Origin of the sequence: Rathayibacter sp. AY1E2 (assembly GCF_002932325.1) — a bacterium.
Taxonomy (GTDB): domain Bacteria; phylum Actinomycetota; class Actinomycetes; order Actinomycetales; family Microbacteriaceae; genus Rathayibacter.
In genome coordinates this window covers 1-20735 of the sequence record NZ_PSVO01000002.1, presented here as the reverse complement: position 1 = coordinate 20735, position 20735 = coordinate 1, and the positions used below count along the sequence as shown (strand labels likewise).

The following is a 20735-nucleotide window of genomic DNA, read 5'->3' as shown; positions in this document are numbered from 1 at the left end:
CGTCAGCCGACGGCGAGCGGGAGCCGACGGCCGGTCAGTCCCCGCGGCCGCGCGGCGAGCGTCGCCGCCAGGGCGTCGATCGCCCGGGCGGCAGGATCCTCCGGATCGCCGACGACGACGGGCACGCCCTCGTCGCCCCCCGCCCTCAGCGCGACGGAGATCGGCAGCGACGCGAGCAGCGGCACCTCGTCGCCCGTAGCAGTGAGCCGACGCGCGACCTCGGCCCCGCCTCCGCTGCCGAAGAGCTCCAGCACCGAGCCGTCGGGTTGCGGAAGCCCCGACATGTTCTCGACCACTCCGACGATGCGCTGACCCGACTGGCGTGCGAGCGCTCCACTGCGCTCGGCCACGTCGGCGGCCGCCGGCTGCGGTGTGGTGACGATGAGGACCTCCGCATGGGGGAGCAGCTGTCCGATGGAGATCGCCACGTCCCCCGTGCCGGGAGGCAGGTCGAGCAGGAGCACGTCCAGGTCGCCGAAGTACACGTCGGTGAGGAACTGGGAGATCGTGCGGTGGAGCATGGGCCCGCGCCAGGAGACGGCCGCCCCGCGGGTGTCGCCCTCGAGGAACATCCCGATCGAGATGACCTTCACGCCGTACGCCACCGGCGGCAGCATCAGCTCGCCGACGCGGGTGGGCCCCGCGACGCGCCCGTCGTGCATCAAGCCGAGCAGGCCGGGGATGGAGAAGCCGTGCACGTCGGCGTCCACGAGGCCGACAGCGAGACCCCGCCGAGCGAGGGCGACCGCGAGGTTGGCGGTGACGGTCGACTTGCCGACGCCGCCCTTGCCGCTGGTGACCGCGTACACGCGGGTGAGCGAGTCCGGGCCGAAGGGCATGCTCCGGCGCCCGCCCTGGAGGCGCTCGGTGAGGGCGGTGCGCTGCGCCGGCGTCATGACTCCGACCACGACGTCGACCGCCGTGACTCCGGGAGCCGAGGCCGCGGCCTCGCGCACGTCGCGCTCGATCGCGGAGGCGGCCGGGCAGCCGACGATGGTCAGCCGGATCGCGACGCGGACGGCTCCGTCGGCCCCCGCCTCGACCGACTCGAGCATGTCGAGCTCGGTGATGGGCTTCCGGATCTCCGGATCGACGACGCGGGCCAGCGCCGTCCTGACGGCGGTCTCGATGGCGGCGACGTCAGGCATCGCGCCGCTCGGGCTCCTGCGCCCGATCCTTCTCGAGCTCCTCGAGCAGGCCGCGCAGCTCCGAGCGGATGAAGTCCTTGCTCGCCATGTCGCGGATCGCCAGGCGCAGGGCCACGACCTCGCGCGCGAGGTACTCGGTGTCCGCGAGGTTGCGCTCGGCCCGCTGACGGTCCTGCTCGATCTGCACGCGGTCGCGGTCGTCCTGGCGGTTCTGCGCGAGCAGCAGCAGCGGCGCGGCGTAGGAGGCCTGCAGCGAGAGGATCAGCGTCAGCACCGTGAAGCCGAGGGCCTGCGAGTCGAAGCGCGCGTCCGCGGGCCCGTAGGTGTTGAACATCAGCCAGAAGACGCAGAAGATCGTCATCCCGACCAGGAACCACGGCGTGCCCATGCCGCGGGCGAACGACTCGGTCAGGCGGCCGAAGCGGTCGCTGCTCGGGCGGTTCCGCCGGGAGAGGACGCGGGTGCGCAAGCCCTTCGGAGCGTCCAGGCGCCGGTCCTGCTTGGTGTCCCTAGCCACGCGCGCCCCTCCGTCCCCGTCGTGTCCTGCCTGTCGCCGCGGGTGCCGGCGGCACGAGCGGGACGCCCTGCGTCGCCGTCGTCACCGGCTTCCTCGGTTCGTCGTCGTCGCCGTGGCTGCGCCAGTCGTCGGGGAGGAGGTAGTCGAGGACGTCGTCGATGGTCACGACGCCGACGAGGCGGTGGGACGCGTCGACGACGGGCACCGAGACGAGGTTGTAGCTGGCCAGGATCCGGGCGACCTCGGCCGCCGAGGTCTCGGGCGTGATCGGGTCCATGCTCTGGTCGAGCAGGGTGCCGAGGCGCTCGTGCGGCGGGTAGCGGAGCATCCGCTGGAAGTGCACCATGCCGAGGAAGCGGCCGGTCGGCGGCTCGTAGGGCGGCAGTGTGACGCAGACGGCGGCGCCGAGGGCCGGGGCGAGCTCGTGGCGGCGGATGAGGGCGAGACCCTCGGCGACGGTCGCCTCGGAGGAGACGATGATCGGCTCCGTGGTCATCAGACCGCCGGCGGACTCCGGGGCGTAGGTGAGGAGCATGCGGACGTCGTCCGCCTCCTCGGGCTCCATCAGCTCCAGGAGCGCCTCGCCGCGCTCCTCCGAGAGCTGGGCGATCAGGTCGGCCGCGTCGTCCGGCTGCATCTGGTCGAGCACATCGGCGGCGCGGTCGTCGTCGAGCCGGCCGAGGATCTCGACCTGCTCGCTCTCGGGCATCTCCTCGAGCACGTCCGCGAGGCGGTCGTCCGAGAGCTCGCCGGCGACCTCGAGCATCCGCTGCTGCGGCAGGTCGAGGAGCGTGCTGGCGAGGTCGGCGGGCTTGAGCTCGGAGAGGCTGGCGACGTACTGCTCGGCGGACTGCGCCTCGGTCGAGACGCTCTCGCGGACCTCGCGCCAGCCGGCGAAGGCGGTCGCGCCCTTGGCGAAGGGGGAGGGGCTGGTCTTGGGCCGGCGGACGAAGAGCTGCGCGAGCTCCCACTCGCCGGGAGCGGCCTCCTCGATCGCGACGTCCTCGACGACCGCGTCACCGGAGCCGTCCACGAAGCTCACCCGGCGGCCGAGGAGCTCGGCGATGACGCGGACCTCGCCGCCCCGCTGCTCGAAGCGGCGCACGTTGATCAGCCCGGTGGTGATGATCTGGCCGCTGCCGATGCTGGTGACCCGGCCGATCGACACGAAGACGCGACGGCGCCCGGGGATCTCGACCACCAGGCCGACCACCCGCGGGGCGTCGTTCTGCCGGTAGACCAGGAGCACGTCGCGGACCTTGCCGACGCGATCGCCGGCCGGGTCGAAGACACTGCATCCGGCCAAGCGCGCGACGAAGACTCTGGCGGAACTCACGGCTACAAACCTAGTCCCGTGCAGCCGGGCGGACGCCGAGCGTTCCCGGCTCGCCCTCGGCCGGTTCTCCGAATCCGTTCAGAGACCTTCAAGTGGCCTGTGCGATTCTGTCCGGGTGACTCAGCAGACGCCGTTCAGCGGCCGAGGGCCGGCCTTCCCCACGATCCCGCGCGGGGAGATCCTCGCCACGTTCGACACGTACCAGGAGGCGCAGGCCGCCGTCGACGTGCTCGCCCGCGCCGACTTCCCGGTGCGCCAGCTCGCCATCATCGGCAACGAGCTCAAGAGCGTCGAGCGGGTGACCGGCAAGCTCACCTGGGGCCGCGTCGCCCTCGCCGGAGCGGCCTCCGGCGCCTGGCTCGGTGTCTTCCTGGGCCTCCTGCTCATCATCTTCTCGCCGACGACGGAGTTCTCCTTCCTCATCGCGGCGGTCCTCCTCGGCGCTGGCTTCGGGATGCTCTTCGGGCTCGCCTCCTACGCCGTGAACCGCCGCCGTCGCGACTTCACCTCGACCATGCAGGTGATCGCGACCAGCTACTCCGTGCTCGTGGACCCCGAGGTGGTCAACCGCGCGCGCAACCTGCTCGACGGCGGCACCTCCCCGGCGGAGGCGCCGCAGACGGCCTGGGCTCCGCCGCCCGCCGCGGTCGGCGACCCGCAGCCGCAGCCCGTCCGCCCCGAGGACGACCCGCGCTGACGATCCTCCACGAAGGCCCCCGGTCCGCCAGGGGCCTTCGTCGTTCCCGGGGCGGGGCGGCTCAGGCGGAGCCGACGGGCGGGAGGACGATGTCGACCGCGAGACCCCGGGGGGAGCGGTTGACCAGGGCGACCGTCCCGCCGGCCGAGAGCACAGTGGTGTGCACCAGGGCCAGCCCCAGACCGCTGCCGCCGGAGGCGAGGGTCCGGGAGTCGTCCGGGCGGGAGAAGCGGTCGAAGGCGACCGGGATGAAGGCGTCGGGCATCCCCGGTCCGTCGTCCGAGACGGTGAGCATCAGGCGCCCGTCCGACTGCGAGAGGGAGGCGACGATCATGCCGCCGCCGTTCATCGCCTGGATCGCGTTCCTCACGAGGTTGTCGATCACCCGGCCGAAGTCCTGGGACGCGACCGCGTAGAGCCGCGCCGGCTCGCGCTCGTCGATCTCGTAGTCGATCTCCACCCCCGACTCCGAGGCGAGCAGGCGGGTGCGGTCGACGGCGCCCACCAGCTCGTCGACGAGCTCGGCGAAGGGAGCGGTCGGGCGGACGGTGCGGCTCTCGATGCGCGAGATGTCGAGCAGGGCGGACGCGAGGCGCACGAGCCGGTCGACGCTCTTCTGCGCGTCGAGGATGACCCGGTCGACCGCGACCGGATCGTCGACGCGATGGTGGGCGATCTCGAGCTGCGCGGAGAGCGCGGCGAGGGGAGTGCGGAGCTCGTGGCTCGCATCCGACACCATCTGCTTCTCCCGGGCCAGCGACGCGGTCTGCTTGGTCAGGAACGCGTTCAGCGTCACCGCGAGCTCGTCGATCTCGTCGCGCGTGCCGACGACCGGGAGCTGGTCGCCCTGCCCGGGCTCGGCGGCGATCTGATCCGCGCGCGCCCGCATCCGCCGCACCGGGGCGAGGGCCGCGCCCGTCAGGATCCACGAGGCGAGCCCGAACGTGACGACGAGGAAGATCGCGGCGTAGACGAGCACGTGGGCGAAGTCGTCGAGGACGAGCTGCGACGCGGCCTGGTCGCGCGCGGAGGCGACCTGCCAGACGCCGCGATCGCTCTCGATGGCCGTGAAGCGGACCAGGTAGCTGCCGTTCGCCGTCGTCACGTCGGCGTACCGGGGCGAGGTGTCGGCCGGCTCCTCAGCCAGAGCGCTGAGCACCTCGCCGCTCAGCCGCGAGGGCAGGGTCGAGGTGCTGACGCTCCCGTCGGGCGCGAGGGCGAGGAACAGCTGGCCCGTCGACGAGCCCTGCGTGCGCGGGACGTTGCCCGCCGAGATGTCGCGGCGCACCTCGTCCTCGATCGACATCAGGATCGTCCGCTCACTGCGGTCGACGATGCCGGTGACCACCTGGTAGAAGAGCAGCGCCGCGAGCGCGAAGAGGGCGGTCGCCACAGCGACCGTTCCCACGGTGATCCTCGCGCGGATCGAGAGCGCGCCGACCCTGCGGCGTGCCGTGCTCATCCGCGACACGGGCTACTCGACCGGGCGGAGGAAGTAGCCCTTGCCGCGGACGGTCACGATGCTGACGCCCGTGTCCTCGGTCGGGAGCTTCTTGCGCAGGTAGCTGACGTACTGGTCGACGATGTTGTTGTCGACGATCTCGCCGCCGCCCCAGATCTCGGAGAGGATCCGCTGGCGGGTCACCACGGAGCCGACGGGAGTGATGAGGAGCTTGAGGAGCTCGAGCTCCTTCGGGCTGACGTGGATGCGCGAGCCGTCGGCGGTGCGCCGGATGCTCGATCCGTCCACGGTGATGCGTCCGACGTCGATCGAGGTGGACATCAGCGACGGGCTGCGGCGCAGGAGGGCCCGGAGGCGCGCGTTGAGCTCGGTGAACGCGAACGGCTTGGTCAGGTAGTCGTCCGCTCCGGCGTCGAGCCCGAAGACGCGGTCCTCGATCGCGTCCCGCGCGGTCAGCAGCATGATCGGCGTGGGCCGGCCGAGCTCGCGGATCCGGCGGCAGATCTCGAAGCCCGACATCGCCGGGAGCATGACGTCCACGATGGCGGCCGAGAACTCGGCGTTGCTGAACGCGACGAGCGCGTCGATGCCGTTCGTGGTCAGCACGGCCTCGTAGCCGGCGTCTTCGAGGCCGCCGACGAGGGCCTCACCCATGGCTGGATCGTCTTCGACGACAAGGATCTTCACGCGCTCACCCTACGGCCCGGCTCCCAGGAGGACGCTCTGGGCGGGCCGTGTGTCGATCGGATGCGGGATCGACCCATCCGATCGGCGCTCGGCGACGAATGAGGAGTGACAGACCGCTCGGGGGCGTGGCGGGAGAGGCGCGATCAATGGCGCAATTCTACTCTTCTCCCCCCGTCGGCCCGATGATACTGTTCGCGAAGTTCACCTCTACCGTCACCCGAAGGCGGCACAAACATGCTCAATATTCTTTCCATCTGGGCGCGTCTCGCGCTGTCGGTCCTCCTGTGGATCGTCCTTCTCCCCGTCATGCTCGTCCTGCTGCCGTTCCGCACGGGCAGGAGCGCCTCGCTCCCCGCCCTGCGACCGGCGCCGGTTCCCGCATCGACGGTGGCGATCGACACCCGGAGCACCAGCGGCGCGTACTAGGCCCACTTCCCGGTCGTTCCGGGCCCGACGCCCCGCTCCCATGAGCTCCGGCGTCGTCCGCCCACCGATCCCCGACACCCGAACAGCCGTGCCTCTCTCCGCCAGGAGGGGGCGCGGCTGTTCGTCGTTCCCCGGGTCGATCCCGACTGACCGACATATGTCGATTTCGGCTACTCTCGATCGCGAGCCGCGTCAAGCCCTTCGCAGAATCTCAGGGACTGGCAATACAGTGCTCGCACATGGTTCACCGATCGGAAGGAACACGGATGCTTCGCGCCACGCTCGACACCGCTGGGATCCAGCTCGATTCGACCACGGGAGCCCCCGTGCGCCCCGACACCCCGGTCTCGGTGGTCGCGTCGGCGCCTCAGAGCCTGATCTCGCGGATGCTCGGACGCCGCCGCTGCGAAGCCTGCGGAGGGACCTCGGCCCGTCGCCGCGACGGCTTCTGCTCGGCCGACTGCGCCGGCACCTTCCACCTCTACGAGTGAGCCCGACCGGCCGAGTGCCGGTGGTGAACGTTCCGAAGGCCCGTGATCGACGATCGCGGGCCTTCGTGCTGTCCGGGGAGGGTCGGAGCGCCGGGTGAGGACCGCCACGGTCGGACTCGGTCGCCCACCGGGTGACGCCGCTCGGTCCGTGGTGGAGGGGTGCGCCTCGAGGGGCGTCGAGCACCGGAGCTGAGCGCCTGCATGCGAGGGAAGGGAGCGCAGGACCGCGGATGTGCCCCCAGTAGGATTCGAACCTACGCCCCTGCCTCCGGAGGGCAGTGCTCTATCCCCTGAGCTATGGGGGCCAGGAGTGCCTGACCACATTAGCACCCGGGCGGGGCGGGCCCCGACGCCGGGAGCGGTCCTCGCGCATGCCACGATGGAGCCATGCTGCGCACTGTCTCCGCCTCGCTGGATCTGCGTCTGAACGGCCCGACCGACCTGATCTTCCTGGTGGCGGCGACGCCCACGGGCGACTCGTTCAAGGACTCCTTCACCGTCCGGCTCGACGGGCAGGACGTGCCGGTGCGGGAGTTCCCGGCGCGGCACGGCGCCCGCGTGCACCGCGTCGCGGGGAACGAGGGCGACCTGCGGGTCGAGTACCGGGCGCGGGTCGCCGGGCACGGCGCTCCGGACGAGCCGAGCGAGCTCGAGCTCGTCGAGTACCTGCGGCCGAGCCGGTACGCCGAGGCGGACGTGCTCGGCGGGATAGCCCGGCGCGAATTCGGGCGGGCCCGGGGCTTCGAGGCGCTGACGGCCGTCGAGGAATGGGTGCACGGCCACCTGTCGTACGTCTACGGGTCGACGGTCGGCACCGGGGGAGCGGCGCAGGTCATCGAGAGCGGCCAGGGCGTGTGCCGGGACTTCGCGCACACGGTCGCCGGGCTGCTCCGCGCCCTCGACATCCCCGCCCGGGTGACGGCGGTCTACGCGCCGGGCCTCGAGCCGCGGGACTTCCACGCGGTCACGGAGGCCTGGGTGGGCGGCGCCTGGCACGTCGTGGACGCGACCCGGCTGGCTCCGCGCGGGTCGATGCTGCGCATCTCGTCCGGCCGGGACACGGCGGACACCGCGTTCCTCAGCAGCTACCTGACGGACCTGCGCCTGACCGGGATGAGCGTGGAGGCCGACTGCGACGCGGCGCTCGTCGACGACCACGTCTCGCCGGTGCGCCTGGGCTGACGCCGGGGCTCAGCCGGCGAGGACGCCGATCGCCGACCGCACGAGCGGCTCGGGGTCGCCCGGCTCGACGAAGGAGGCGCTGGACGCCTCGATCCAGTACTCGCCGACGAAGGCGTCCGCGACGCCCCGCCCCTCGGCCACCTGGTAGTAGCCCTCGATCTCCGGCGGCTTGCCGTAGGTGGGGACGGCCTTGCTGGTGGTGAAGAACTCGTTCTTGAGCGCCTCGATCACCGCGGGGTCGAGGTGGGCCACGGCCAGCTGCAGCTCGGCGCCCGAATCGTCGGACCATCCGCAGACCAGGCCGTCGTACTGGGCGATCTCCTCGGAGACGGCGGTGGTCCCGATGCCGTCGTCCGGGGAGAATCCGCTCCACAGGCCCGCGAGCGCCGAGGCCGGGACCAGCTGCTCGCAGGCGAGGGGGATCGGCGTGCCGCTGACGGCGCCGCTCGCGCTCGGCTCCGGGTCGGCCGCGGGGGAGCAGCCGGAGAGGGCCGCCGCGGCGAGGGCGACGAGGAGGAGGGCGGCGGGACGGCGCATGCGTCGCACCCTAGCAACGCCGCCCTGCCGAGCGGCCCCACGGTGCAGGAGGGACGGGGGGCGCGGGCGCGGCGGCCGGTAGAATCGCTCCCCGTGACTCCCGAACAGCTCGCCGCCTCCCTGCACGCCCTCGTCCTCGACGCCGTGCAGCGACGGGGGAGCGATGCGGGCGTCGAGCTCTCGGACGTCGTGCTGGAGCGCCCGAAGAACCGCGACCACGGCGACTGGGCCTCGAACATCGCGATGAAGCTCGCGAAGCGGGTCGGCGCGAACCCGCGCGAGCTCGCCGCCGAGCTGGCCGAGGGGCTGGGCGCGGTCGAGGGCGTCGCCACGGTCGAGGTCGCCGGTCCCGGCTTCCTCAACGTCCGGCTCGAGGCCGCGGCCGCGGGCGCCCTGGCCGGCGCGATCGTCGAGGCGGGCGAGGCCTACGGCACCGGGTCCGCCTACGCCGGCGTCCGGATGAACCTCGAGTTCGTCTCCGCCAACCCCACCGGCCCCATCCACATCGGCGGGACGCGCTGGGCGGCTGTCGGCGACAGCCTGGCCCGGATGCTCCTCTCGCAGGGCGCCGAGGTGACCCGCGAGTACTACTTCAACGACCACGGCGCGCAGATCGACCGCTTCACGCGGAGCCTCCTCGCCGCCCACCGCGGCGAGCCGACCCCGGAGGACGGCTACGGCGGCGCCTACATCGGCGACATCGCCGAGCGCGTCGCGGCCGCCTACCCGGGCGACCTCGCCGTCCTGCCCGAGGAGGAGCTCGCCGAGACCTTCCGCTCGATCGGCGTCGAGCTGATGTTCGGCGAGATCAAGCAGAGCCTGCACGAGTTCGGCGTCGACTTCGACGTGTACTTCCACGAGAACTCCCTGCACGAGTCGCGTGCCGTCGACCGCGCGATCGAGCGCCTCCGCGAGCTCGGGCACATCTTCGAGGCGGACGGCGCCACCTGGCTGCGGACCACCTCGTTCGGCGACGACCGCGACCGCGTCATCATCAAGAGCGACGGGGAGGCGGCCTACATCGCGGGCGACCTCGCCTACTACCTCGACAAGCGCGAGCGCGGCTTCGATCGGGCGATCATCATGCTCGGCGCCGACCACCACGGCTACATCGGCCGGATGATGGCGATGTGCGCGGCGTTCGGCGACACCCCGGGCGTGAACCTCGAGATCCTGATCGGCCAGCTGGTCAACCTGCTCCGCGACGGCGAGGCGGTCCGGATGTCCAAGCGGGCGGGGACCGTCGTCACGATGGAGGACCTCACGGAGGCCGTCGGCGTGGACGCCGCGCGCTACTCGCTGGTGCGCTCCTCGGCCGACTCGACCCTCGACATCGACCTCGACCTGCTGACCAAGCGGAGCAACGACAACCCCGTCTACTACGTGCAGTACGCCCACGCGCGCACCCGCCAGGTCGCGGCGAAGGCCGCGGCGTCGGGCGTCCCCGTCGAGCCGTTCGCGCCCGAGACGCTGGTGCATCCGACCGAGTCGGCGCTGCTCGGCGGCCTGCAGGAGTTCCCGCGCATCGTGGCGCACGCCGCGGAGCTGCGCGAGCCGCACCGCGTCGCGAGGTACCTCGAGGAGATCGCCGGCCTCTACCACCGCTGGTACGACAACTGCCGGGTCGTGCCGCAGGGCGAGGACCCGGTCGAGGCCGTGCACTCGACCCGGCTGCGCCTGAACGAGGCGACCGGGCAGGTGCTCCGCAACGGGCTCTCCCTGCTGGGCGTCACGGCCCCGGACCGGATGTGAGCGCGTCGGGGGCGGCGCCGCGGCGCCGGCGCGGGGGACGCGCGGCCGTGGTGGTCGTCGTGGTGCTGGTGCTGCTCGTGGTCGCGGCGGTGGTGGGTGACTCGCTCGCTCGCCGCGCCGTCGCGGACCGCGCCGCCGCGAGCCTCCGCGAGGCGCTCGCACTGCCCGCGGACCGGGCGGTGGACGTCGACGTCGCGGGCTGGGCCGTGCTCCCGCAGCTCGTCTCGGGGCGGCTGGACCGGCTCGACCTGCGCAGCTCGGACGTGACGTTCGGCGAGCTCGACGGCGACGTCGCCGCGACCCTGATCGGGGTGCCGGTGAGCGGCGTCGGAGCGGTCGAGTCCGGCAGCACGACGGTCGCGATCGACGCGGCCTCGGTCTCGCGGCTCGTCACCGAGCGCAGCACCGTTCCTGTCGACGAGGTGACCCTGGACGCTCCGCTCGTGCGCGTGACCGCCTCCGTCGAGGTGCTGGGCCTCCGGCTCGGCGCGGGCGTGGGGATGGAGCTCGCCGCCGTGGACGGCGCCATCCGGCTGACCCCGGCCGAGGTCTCCGCCGCCGGTGCGACCTTCTCGGCGACCGACTTCCGCGACCGCTTCGGCGCCGTCTCCGGCGACCTGCTCGCTCCGTCCTCCGTGTGCATCGCGGACTCGGTGCCGCGCGGACTGACGCTGACCGGGGTCGAGGTCGCCGACGAGTCGCTGAACGCGAGCTTCGCGCTCTCTCCGACGTTCCTCAGCGACCCCGCGGAGCAGGAACCGGGCACCTGCGCCTGAGCCCGCGCGGCGCCGCCGCCCCGGACCGGTAGGATCGGAGCCCTGTGCCGGCGTCTTCCGCGGGCCGAACACTGACATCGCTGGCTTCAGGGGTCAATCCGGACCCGCTCGCCCCGCAGTGACGCTCCCACTCTCTCCTGTGAGGTCTCACCCGTGGACACCGTCGACGCCCGCGCCCGCGCCCCCCGGCATCCGCTCGCGCCTGAGTGGCTGCACACGCCCGCCGACCCGAACGCCCTGGCCGACGGCGTGTGGCCGGACAGCGCCGAGCGCGGCGAGGACGGCGGGATCCGGATCGCCGGAGTGCCCGTCGCCGAGCTGGTGCGCGAGCACGGCACTCCTCTCTACGTGGTGGACGAGGCCGACGCCCGCCGCCGGACCGTCGAGATGCGCGAGGTCTTCGCCCGCGAGCTCGGCCGCATCGGCACCGGCGTCACGGTCTACTACGCGGGCAAGGCGTTCCTCTCGACCGAGGTCGCCCGCTGGATGCGCGACGAGGGCCTGAACCTCGACCTCTCCAGCGGCGGCGAGATGGCGGTGGCCGTCGCCGCAGGGATCGAGCCCGAGCGCTTCGGCCTCCACGGCAACAACAAGTCGCTCCGCGAGATCGACAGGGCCGTCGAGGTGGGCGCGGGCACGATCGTGCTCGACAGCCTCGTCGAGATCGAGCGCGTCGCAGCCGCGGCCGAGCGGCACGGCCGCGTGCAGGCGGTGCGCCTCCGGGTCAACAGCGGAGTGCACGCGCACACCCACGAGTTCCTCGCCACGGCGCACGAGGACCAGAAGTTCGGCCTCGCACTCGCCGACTGCCCGGCCGCGGTCGCCCGCATACGCTCCTTCTCCTCCCTGCGGTTCCTCGGGCTGCACTGCCACATCGGATCCCAGATCTTCGGCTCCGCCGGGTTCGCGGAGTCGGCGTCGCGCCTGCTCGACGTCCACGCGGCACTGCTCGCGGACGGCCCCGTGCCGGAGCTCAACCTCGGCGGCGGCTTCGGCATCGCGTACACCAGCGCCGACGATCCGACCCCGATCGCCGAGATCGCGGCCGCCGTCGCCGACGCGGTGGCCGAGCAGTGCGCCGCCCGCGGCGTCCCGGTGCCTCACATCGCGATCGAGCCCGGCCGCTCGCTGATCGGGCCCGCCGGCGTCACCCTCTACGAGGTGGGCACCGTGAAGGACGTGACGGTCGGCTCCGAGGGCTCGACCGCGGTCCGCCGCTACGTCAGCGTCGACGGCGGCATGAGCGACAACGCCCGTCCGGCGCTCTACGGCGCCGACTACACGGCGCGGATCGCCGACCGCTCCTCCTCGGCCGAGCCCGCCCTCGTGCGGGTTGCCGGGAAGCACTGCGAGTCGGGCGACATCGTCGTCCACGACGACTTCCTGCCCGCGGACGTGCGGCCGGGCGATCTGCTCGCCGTCGCCGCGACCGGCGCCTACTGCTGGTCGCTCGCCAGCAACTACAACTACCTCGGGCGCCCCCCGGTGGTCGCCGTCCGCGACGGGCGCTCGCGCGTCCTCGTGCGCGGCGAGACCGAGGAGGACCTCCTCCGCCGCGACGCCGGCATCGAACGAAAGGCCACCTCCCGATGATCGAGTACCGCAGCCTCCGCGTCGCCCTGCTGGGCGCCGGGTCCGTCGGTGCCCAGGTGGCGCGCCTCCTGCTCGACCACGGCGACGAGCTCGCCCAGCGCGTGGGGGCGCCGCTGGAGCTCGTGGGCGTGGCCGTCAGGGACGTGGACGCGCCCCGCACCGCCGACATCCCGAAGCACCTCCTGACCACCGACGCCGAGTCGCTGATCCTGGGCGCCGACATCGTGGTCGAGCTGATCGGCGGGCTCGAGCCCGCCCGCAGCCACATCCTCACGGCGATCTCGTCGGGCGCGGACGTGATCACGGCCAACAAGGCGCTGCTCGCCGCCCACGGCAACGAGCTCTTCGAGGCCGCCGACCAGGTGGGCGCCCAGCTCAACTACGAGGCGGCCGTCGCCGGCGCGATCCCGATCATCCGGCCGCTGCGCGACAGCCTCGCCGGCGACCGGGTCCACCGCATCCTCGGCATCGTCAACGGCACGACCAACTACATCCTCGACCGGATGGACACCGAGCACGCGAGCCTCGAGGACGCGCTCGCCCGCGCGACCGAGCTCGGCTACGCCGAGTCCGACCCGACCGCCGACATCGAGGGCTACGACGCGGCGCAGAAGGCGGCGATCCTCGCCCGCCTCGCGTTCCACACCGACGTCCCGGTCACCCTGGTGCACCGCGAGGGCATCACCGGCATCACGAAGGCGCAGGTCGACCAGGCCCGCGACTCCGGCTACGTGATCAAGCTGCTCGCGATCTGCGAGCGGCTGACCGACGCCAAGACCGGCGTGGAGGGCGTGTCCGCGCGGGTCTACCCCGCGCTCGTGCACCGCTCCCACCCGCTCGCGGCCGTGCACGGGGCCAACAACGCGGTCTTCGTCGAGGCGGAGGCGGCCGGCGACCTGATGTTCTACGGCGCCGGCGCCGGCGGGATCGAGACGGCCTCCGCCGTCCTCGGCGACGTCGTCTCGGCCGCCCGCCGCCACGTCGTCGGCGGCCCCGGCCTGGTGACCAGCGCGAGCTCCGGACTCGCGGTCCTCCCGATCGGCCACGTCACCACCCGCTACCAGGTCACCCTCGAGGTGCTCGACCGCCCCGGCGTGCTCGCGCAGATCGCGGGCGTCTTCGCCGACCACGGCGTCTCGGTCGAGACCCTGGTGCAGACCCCGCCCGGCGCCGACCCGCTGGAGGAGCAGGGCGGTGCGGAGCGGCGCGAGCCGACCGCTACCCTGGTCATCGGCACGCACGCCGCGGCGGAATCCGATCTGGCGGCCACCGTCACCGCCCTCCATTCGCATGGTTTCGTCGGCGCCGTGACGTCCGTTCTACGAGTTGAAGGAGCCTGAGATGGCCAAGCAGTGGCGCGGAGTCCTGCACGAGTACGCGGACCGCCTCGATGTCACCGAGGCGACCCCGGTCATCACTCTCGGCGAGGGCGGCACGCCGCTCATCCCCGCGGCGGCCCTCTCGGCGCGCACGGGCGCGAAGGTGTGGGTCAAGTACGAGGGCATGAACCCGACCGGCTCCTTCAAGGACCGCGGCATGACCATGGCGATCTCGAAGGCCGTCGAGCACGGCGCGAAGGCCGTCATCTGCGCTTCGACCGGCAACACCTCCGCGTCGGCCGCCGCCTACGCGACGCACGCCGGCATCACCGCGGCCGTCCTGGTGCCGGAGGGCAAGATCGCCCTGGGCAAGCTCAGCCAGGCGATCGCGCACAACGCGCAGCTGCTGCAGGTGCAGGGCAACTTCGACGACTGCCTCGACATCGCCCGCGACCTCGCGAAGAACTACCCGGTCCACCTGGTCAACTCGGTGAACCCGGACCGCATCGCCGGCCAGAAGACCGCCGCCTTCGAGGTCGTCGAGGTGCTGGGCGATGCTCCGGACTTCCACATCGTCCCGGTCGGCAACGCGGGCAACTACACCGCCTACTTCCGCGGCTACTCGGAGGAGCTGGAGCGCGGCGAGTCGACCCGCCTCCCGCGCATGTTCGGCTTCCAGGCCGAGGGCTCCGCTCCGATCGTGCACGGCGCCCCGGTCCGCCACCCCGAGACGATCGCCAGCGCGATCCGGATCGGCAACCCGGCCTCGTGGGAGCTCGCCCTCAACGCGCGCACCGTCAGCGACGGCTACTTCGGCGCGATCAGCGACGAGAAGATCCTCGAGGCGTACCGCATCCTCGCGGGCGAGGTCGGCGTCTTCGTCGAGCCGGCGTCGGCGATCAGCGTCGCGGGGCTCCTCGAGCGCGCCGAGGCCGGAGCGATCCCGAAGGACGCCACCGTCGTCCTGACGGTCACCGGCCACGGGCTCAAGGACCCGCAGTGGGCGCTCCGCACGGCCGACGGCGCGGACATCACGCCGACCGTCGTCCCCGTCGACACCGCCGCGATCGCCGACGTGCTGGGGCTGGCCGGCGCATGACCTCGGCGGTTCCCGTCGGCCGCACCGTCCACGTCAAGGTCCCCGCCACCTCGGCGAACCTGGGCCCCGGCTTCGACACGCTCGGCCTGGCGCTCTCGTTCTACGACGAGCTCGACGTGACGGCCGTCGCGGCCACGGGTGCGCGGGTCACCGTGCACGGAGTCGGCGAGGGCGAGGTGGCGACCGACGAGACGAACCTCGTCGTGCAGGCCATCGCGTACACGTTCGCCGACCAGCGGCAGGAGATGCCCGGCATCGAGGTGATCGCGCGCAACATCATCCCGCACGGCCGCGGGATGGGCTCGTCCGGCGCCGCGATCGTCTCCGGCATCATGGCCGCGAAGGGCCTGCTCGAGGGCGTCGTCGAGCTCGACTCGGACGACCTCCTCCGCATCGCCACCGAGATGGAGGGGCACCCCGACAACGTGGCGCCCGCGCTGTTCGGCGGCCTCACCATCGCCTGGGTCGAGCCGCACGCCTCCGGCGCCGACGACTCGCCGCTGCGCCCGCGCTCCAAGAAGCTCATGGTCCACCGCGGCGTGTCCCCGGTCGTCTTCGTGCCCGAGCACACCATGTCGACGCGGCTGGCCCGCTCGCTGCAGCCGCAGAGCGTGCCGCACGAGGACGCGGTGTTCAACGTCTCGCGCTCCTCGCTCCTGATCGCCGCCCTCATCCAGAGCCCGGAGCTGCTGTTCGCGGCGACCGAGGACAAGCTGCACCAGAACTACCGCGCGGCCGCCATGCCCGAGACCTCAGCGCTGATCGCGCTGCTGCGCTCGAACGGCTACGCCGCCGTCGTCTCGGGTGCCGGACCGAGCGTCCTGGTGCTCTGCAGCGACCCCGCCCAGCGCCTCGCCGCCGCGGATCTGGTGGAGCGGGAGGCCCCCACGCCGTGGCGCGCGCACATGCTGGCCGTCGACTTCAAGGGTGCTACAGTGGGGACCGCATCCCGAGGAACCGCGTAACGAGCGGAATCTGTCCGACGGATCGTCCCGACAACCACGGCCATCACATCGTGTGAAGGGCGCCCCTGCTCCTCTTGCAGACCGGCGCCTGGTCTCCGGGCCCTCTCCTCGCTCTCTGCGGCAGTCGGTCCCGGCGGCCGAGAGCATCGCGTGGATCAGAACACGCGATGGCACCGCACGGTCGATGAGCTCTCCCGGTGAGCACTCGTTCCCGGGGGGAAGGAACCCTCTCCAGTGACAGACGTCAACACCCACGGCTCGACCGTGGACCTCACCGCCGACCTCTCCGGTCTGCGCGTCGCCGAGCTCCAGGCTCTCGCGACGCGGCTCGGCCTCGGCGGCGCCTCCAAGCTCCGCAAGGGCGAGCTGGTCCAGGCCATCTCGGACCTGCGCGCCGCCTCCGCCGAGGACGCGCCCGCCGCGATCGCCGACGCGGTCGCTCCGGACGACGCAGCGGTCGCCCCGGACGTCGACGCCACCGGCGTCGAGGCCGAGCCGGCCGATGTGGCCGAGCAGTCCGCTCCGCAGCCCGAGGCGCCGGCGGAGCTGCCGACGCCCGTCGAGAGCACCGAGGCCGACACGGCCGACGTCCTCGAGCAGGCCGCGCCCACCGTCGACGAGCCCTCCGCGACGGCCGCCGAGTCGGCCCCCGTCGAGCTCGAGCTCCCCGCGGCGGCCGAGCCGGTCGCCGAGCCAGCCGAGCGCGCGCCCCGCCGACGCAGCTCGCGCCGCGCCTCCAGCGGCACCGTCGCCGCCGGCGAGCACCTCAACATCCCCGGCGGGACCGGCGTCGAGTCGCTGATCCCCGACCTCCCCGTCATCGAGCAGGACCGCGACGCCGACCAGGCCGCGAAGCCCGTCATCGACATCGAGCTGCCCAACGGGCCGGAGTCGGACGACTCCTCCCGCGAGGGCGGCCAGCGCGAGCGCCGCGGACGCCGCCGCAGCCGCGGGGGCGCCTCCGAGCAGAGCGAGCAGGCCGAGCAGGCGCCCGCCGAGAACGACGCCGACTCCTCCGACTCCGGCGACCAGCAGGAGCAGCAGGGCGGCGACCAGCAGCAGAACGGCGACCAGCAGGGCACCGGCCGCGGTCGCAACCGCCGCAACCGGAACCGCAACCGCGGGGACGACCGCCAGAACGACGCTCAGCAGAGCCCCGCCGCGCAGTCCCAGCCGCAGAACGGTCAGGGAGCGCGCACCGCGCAGTCCGAGGGCCAGCAGGCTCCTCAGCAGAACGGCTCCGGACAGCCCCAGAACGGCCAGCAGGCCGAGGGCGAGGACGGCCGCCGCAGCCGCTACCGCGACCGCAAGCGCCGCGGCGGAGCGATCGGCGACGACTTCGAGCCCGAGATCGGCGAGGACGACGTCCTCATCCCGGTCGCCGGCATCCTCGACGTCCTCGACAACTACGCCTTCGTGCGCACCACCGGGTACCTGCCCGGCGTCAGCGACGTCTACGTCTCCCTCGGCCAGGTCAAGAAGTACAACCTGCGCAAGGGCGACGCGGTCGTCGGCGCCATCCGCCAGCCCCGCGAGGGCGAGGGCGGCGGCCGCCAGAAGTACAACGCGATCGTCCGCGTCGACTCGATCAACGGCCAGACCGTCGAGGAGGCCGCTGCGCGCGTCGAGTTCCAGAAGCTCACGCCGCTCTACCCGACCGAGCGCCTGCGCCTCGAGACCGAGCCCGGCAAGCTGACCCAGCGGATCATCGACCTGGTCGCCCCGATCGGCAAGGGACAGCGCGGCCTGATCGTCGCGCCGCCCAAGGCCGGCAAGACCATCGTCCTGCAGCAGATCGCCAACGCGATCGTGCAGAACAACCCCGAGGTCCACCTGATGGTCGTCCTGGTCGACGAGCGTCCGGAGGAGGTCACCGACATGCAGCGCACCGTGCGCGGCGAGGTCGTCGCCTCCACCTTCGACCGCCCGGCCGAGGACCACACGACCGTCGCCGAGCTCGCGATCGAGCGCGCCAAGCGCCTGGTCGAGCTGGGCCACGACGTGGTCGTGCTGCTCGACTCCATCACCCGTCTCGGCCGCGCCTACAACGTGACCGCTCCTCCCTCGGGCCGCGTGCTCTCGGGCGGCGTGGACGCCTCGGCGCTGTACCCGCCGAAGAAGTTCTTCGGCGCGGCGCGCAACATCGAGAACGGCGGCTCGCTCACCATCCTCGCGACGGCGCTCATCGAGACCGGCTCGAAGATGGACGAGGTGATCTTCGAGGAGTTCAAGGGCACCGGCAACATGGAGCTCCGCCTCTCCCGCCACCTCGCCGACAAGCGGATCTTCCCCGCCGTCGACGTGAACGCCTCCGGCACGCGCCGCGAGGAGATGCTGCTCAGCGCCGACGAGGTCAAGATCACCTGGAAGCTGCGCCGCGCCCTCGCCGGGCTCGACCAGCAGCAGGCGCTCGAGATCATCCTGTCGCGCCTGAAGGAGACCTCGTCCAACGTCGAGTTCCTCATGCAGGTCTCGAAGTCGGCCGTCGGCCCGGCCACCGCCGGCCACGGCAACGGCCACCACTAGCGCCCCGACGTCCGCGGTCGTCCCTGTCACCGGGGGCGGCCGCGGACGTTTTCGCGTCCCCGGGCGATGAGCCCGACCCCGACCACCTCCGGAAGCCAGGACCCCATGTTCGAATCCGTCAGCGTCCTCCTCGCCGAGCACGAGGACCTGCAGACGCAGCTCTCCGACCCGGCACTCCACGCCGATGCCGCCCGCGCCAAGAAGGTCAACCGGCGCTACGCGGAGCTGAGCCAGATCAAGGCGGCCCACTCCGCCTGGATCCAGGCCGGCGAGGACCTCGAGGCCGCGCGCGAGCTCGCCCGCGAGGACGAGGCCTTCGCGGAGGAGGTCCCCGAGCTGGAGGAGTCGCTGCGGGTGGCGCAGGAGAAGCTGCGGCGCCTGCTCATCCCGCGCGACCCCGACGACGGCCGCGACGTCATCATGGAGGTCAAGGGCGGCGAGGGCGGAGCCGAGAGCGCGCTGTTCGCGGCCGACCTCCTCCGTATGTACCTGCACTACGCCGAGGCGAAGGGCTGGAAGACGGAGATCCTCGACCGCGACGAGTCCGACCTCGGCGGCTACAAGAACGTGCAGGTCGCGATCAAGAGCAACGCCACCGATCCCTCGCAGGGCGTGTGGGCGCACCTCAAGTACGAGGGCGGCGTGCACCGGGTGCAGCGCGTCCCCGTGACCGAGTCGCAGGGGCGGATCCACACCTCGACCACGGGCGTGCTCGTGTTCCCCGAGGTGGACGCGCCCGAGGAGGTCGCGATCAATCAGAACGACCTGAAGATCGACGTGTACCGCTCCTCCGGTCCCGGCGGGCAGTCCGTCAACACGACCGACTCCGCCGTGCGGATCACCCACCTCCCGACCGGCATCGTCGTGTCGATGCAGAACGAGAAGAGCCAGCTGCAGAACCGCGAGGCGGGCATGCGCGTGCTCCGCGCTCGCATCCTGGCCCGCCAGCAGGAGGAGATCGCCGCGGCGGCCTCGGACGCGCGCAAGACGCAGATCCGCACGATGGACCGCTCCGAGCGCATCCGGACCTACAACTTCCCCGAGAACCGCATCGCCGACCACCGCACCGGCTACAAGGCGTACAACCTCGACGGCGTGATGAACGGCGCGCTCGACCCGGTGGTGGAGAGCGCCATCCAGGCCGACGAGGAGGCCCGCCTGGCCGACATCGGCTCCGAGGAGGCGTGACCCTCGTGACCACCGGTGTCGACGCGCGCACCCTCCTCGCGGACGCGGTCGCCCGCCTCGCCGCCGCCCGCGTCCCCACGCCGGACGTCGATGCGGAGCTGCTTCTCGGGCACCTGCTCGGGCTCGGCCGCGGCCGGCTGCAGGCGCGCCTCATCACGGGGTTGAGCGTCGACGAGGAGCACGCCGCGGCGTTCGCGAGCGCGATCGAGCGCCGGTCGGCTCGCGAGCCCCTGCAGCACATCACCGGGATCGCACCGTTCCGCTCGCTCGAGCTCGCGGTCGGACCCGGCGTGTTCGTCCCGCGCCCGGAGACCGAGGGCGTCGCGCAGATCGCGATCGACGCGCTCCGCGCGGTCGTCGACCCGGAGCCGATCGCCGTCGACCTCGGCACGGGCAGCGGAGCCCTGGCGCTCGCGCTCGCGCACGAGGTGCCGCACGCGCGCGTGATCGGCGTGGAGAACGCTCCCGAGGCGTTCATCTGGGCCCGTGGCAACCGCGAGCGGCTCGGGCTCGAGAACGCCCGCATCGTCTTCGACGACCTCGCCCGGGCGCTTCCCGAGCTGGACGGCACCATCTCCGTCGTCGTCTCGAACCCGCCCTACATCCCGGCCGCCGCCGTCCCGCGCGACCCGGAGGTGCGCCTGTTCGACCCGCCCTCGGCTCTCTACGGAGGCGAGGACGGCCTGGACGTCGTCCGCTCGCTCTCGGCGACCGCCCTCCGCCTGCTCCGCTCCGGGGGAGTGCTGGTGATGGAGCACGGCGAGCTGCAGGGCGCCGAGATCCGCGCCCTGCTCACCGCCGACGGCTGGCGCGGAGCGACCACGCAGCGCGACCTCACCGGCCGCGACCGCGCGACGGTGGCGGTGCGCTGAGGCGTCGCGGAGCTCTGGCCTGGCCGCCCGGGCCGTCCGATCTCAGTCGCCGAAGGTGATGTCGAGGTAGGGGGTGGTGGTGGATTCGCGGGTCTCGATGCGGACGACGCTGCCTGCTGATCCCGGGGGGAGGTGGGCTTGGTCGATGCCGAGGGAGAGGGT

At 72.6% G+C, this 20735-nt stretch carries 19 protein-coding genes and 1 tRNA gene; 13 read left to right on the top strand and 7 right to left on the bottom strand.

Features of this window, described 5'->3' with window-relative positions:
• Window positions 1-2: 2 nt before the first annotated feature.
• From C5C49_RS02195 to C5C49_RS02185, 3 genes are read right to left on the bottom strand one after another with little or no spacing between them, the layout of a single operon-like run.
• Window positions 3-1148, bottom strand: a complete 1146-nt coding sequence (locus C5C49_RS02195; protein WP_104345318.1) for an Mrp/NBP35 family ATP-binding protein — start codon at window positions 1146-1148, stop codon at window positions 3-5.
• The gene (locus C5C49_RS02190) at window positions 1141-1665 is read right to left on the bottom strand and encodes a DUF1003 domain-containing protein (RefSeq protein WP_104222991.1); all 525 of its coding nucleotides are present in this window, start codon (window positions 1663-1665) and stop codon (window positions 1141-1143) included. The genes C5C49_RS02195 and C5C49_RS02190 overlap by 8 nt, the downstream gene beginning before the upstream one ends.
• On the bottom strand, window positions 1658-3001 hold the full coding sequence (locus tag C5C49_RS02185; protein WP_104225554.1) for a magnesium transporter MgtE N-terminal domain-containing protein: 1344 nt from the start codon (window positions 2999-3001) through the stop codon (window positions 1658-1660). Before C5C49_RS02185 ends, C5C49_RS02190 begins: the two co-directional genes overlap by 8 nt.
• Before the next feature lie 115 nt (window positions 3002-3116).
• Here C5C49_RS02185 and C5C49_RS02180 point away from each other — a divergent pair, with 115 nt between their 5' ends.
• On the top strand, window positions 3117-3698 hold the full coding sequence (locus C5C49_RS02180) for a general stress protein (RefSeq protein WP_258063423.1): 582 nt from the start codon (window positions 3117-3119) through the stop codon (window positions 3696-3698).
• 61 nt (window positions 3699-3759) lie between these two features.
• On the opposite strand, the gene C5C49_RS02175 is transcribed toward C5C49_RS02180, so the two are convergent.
• Window positions 3760-5106, bottom strand: a complete 1347-nt coding sequence (locus C5C49_RS02175; protein ID WP_181135688.1) for a cell wall metabolism sensor histidine kinase WalK — start codon at window positions 5104-5106, stop codon at window positions 3760-3762.
• A gap of 66 nt (window positions 5107-5172) precedes the next feature.
• On the bottom strand, window positions 5173-5847 hold the full coding sequence (locus C5C49_RS02170; RefSeq protein ID WP_258059273.1) for a response regulator transcription factor: 675 nt from the start codon (window positions 5845-5847) through the stop codon (window positions 5173-5175).
• Between the two features lie 234 nt (window positions 5848-6081).
• Between C5C49_RS02170 and C5C49_RS02165 the strand changes: the two genes are divergently transcribed.
• Both C5C49_RS02165 and C5C49_RS02160 read left to right on the top strand, forming a co-directional pair.
• Entirely contained in the window at window positions 6082-6273 is a 192-nt protein-coding gene (locus C5C49_RS02165; RefSeq protein ID WP_104345316.1) for a hypothetical protein, read from the top strand.
• Window positions 6274-6539: 266 nt separating this feature from the next.
• A complete protein-coding gene (locus C5C49_RS02160; protein ID WP_104345315.1) occupies window positions 6540-6764 on the top strand; it encodes a hypothetical protein in 225 nt (74 codons plus the stop codon).
• A 233-nt stretch (window positions 6765-6997) separates the two neighbouring features.
• Here C5C49_RS02160 and C5C49_RS02155 read toward each other — a convergent pair.
• Window positions 6998-7069, bottom strand: a tRNA-Arg gene (locus C5C49_RS02155).
• An 82-nt stretch (window positions 7070-7151) separates the two neighbouring features.
• On the opposite strand from C5C49_RS02155, the gene C5C49_RS02150 reads away from it, so the two are divergent.
• Complete coding sequence (locus tag C5C49_RS02150) at window positions 7152-7946, top strand: transglutaminase family protein (RefSeq protein WP_104345314.1); 795 nt, start codon at window positions 7152-7154, stop codon at window positions 7944-7946.
• Between the two features lie 9 nt (window positions 7947-7955).
• Here the strand turns inward: C5C49_RS02150 and C5C49_RS02145 are convergent, their stop codons facing one another.
• Window positions 7956-8483: a hypothetical protein gene (locus C5C49_RS02145; protein WP_104345313.1), complete on the bottom strand. Its 528-nt coding sequence runs from the start codon at window positions 8481-8483 to the stop codon at window positions 7956-7958.
• 93 nt (window positions 8484-8576) lie between these two features.
• Here C5C49_RS02145 and argS point away from each other — a divergent pair, with 93 nt between their 5' ends.
• The 9 genes from argS to prmC all read left to right on the top strand — a co-directional run bounded on the left by argS (window position 8577) and on the right by prmC (window position 20573).
• Entirely contained in the window at window positions 8577-10235 is a 1659-nt protein-coding gene (gene argS, locus C5C49_RS02140; protein ID WP_104345312.1) for an arginine--tRNA ligase, read from the top strand.
• Between the two features lie 47 nt (window positions 10236-10282).
• Window positions 10283-11011: an LmeA family phospholipid-binding protein gene (locus C5C49_RS02135; protein WP_104262485.1), complete on the top strand. Its 729-nt coding sequence runs from the start codon at window positions 10283-10285 to the stop codon at window positions 11009-11011.
• A 153-nt stretch (window positions 11012-11164) separates the two neighbouring features.
• On the top strand, window positions 11165-12604 hold the full coding sequence (lysA, locus tag C5C49_RS02130; RefSeq protein ID WP_104345311.1) for a diaminopimelate decarboxylase: 1440 nt from the start codon (window positions 11165-11167) through the stop codon (window positions 12602-12604).
• Window positions 12601-13944 (top strand): homoserine dehydrogenase, encoded by a 1344-nt coding sequence (locus tag C5C49_RS02125; RefSeq protein WP_104223002.1) that lies wholly within the window; start codon window positions 12601-12603, stop codon window positions 13942-13944. The genes lysA and C5C49_RS02125 overlap by 4 nt, the downstream gene beginning before the upstream one ends.
• Window position 13945: 1 nt before the next feature.
• A complete protein-coding gene (gene thrC, locus C5C49_RS02120) occupies window positions 13946-15022 on the top strand; it encodes a threonine synthase (protein WP_104223003.1) in 1077 nt (358 codons plus the stop codon).
• The gene (thrB, locus tag C5C49_RS02115; protein ID WP_104225562.1) at window positions 15019-15987 is read left to right on the top strand and encodes a homoserine kinase; all 969 of its coding nucleotides are present in this window, start codon (window positions 15019-15021) and stop codon (window positions 15985-15987) included. The genes thrC and thrB overlap by 4 nt, the downstream gene beginning before the upstream one ends.
• Before the next feature lie 234 nt (window positions 15988-16221).
• Complete coding sequence (rho, locus tag C5C49_RS02110; RefSeq protein ID WP_104345310.1) at window positions 16222-18513, top strand: transcription termination factor Rho; 2292 nt, start codon at window positions 16222-16224, stop codon at window positions 18511-18513.
• 105 nt (window positions 18514-18618) lie between these two features.
• On the top strand, window positions 18619-19701 hold the full coding sequence (prfA, locus tag C5C49_RS02105; RefSeq protein ID WP_104345309.1) for a peptide chain release factor 1: 1083 nt from the start codon (window positions 18619-18621) through the stop codon (window positions 19699-19701).
• Window positions 19698-20573 (top strand): peptide chain release factor N(5)-glutamine methyltransferase, encoded by an 876-nt coding sequence (gene prmC / locus C5C49_RS02100; RefSeq protein WP_104345308.1) that lies wholly within the window; start codon window positions 19698-19700, stop codon window positions 20571-20573. The genes prfA and prmC overlap by 4 nt, the downstream gene beginning before the upstream one ends.
• Window positions 20574-20735: the final 162 nt, after the last annotated feature.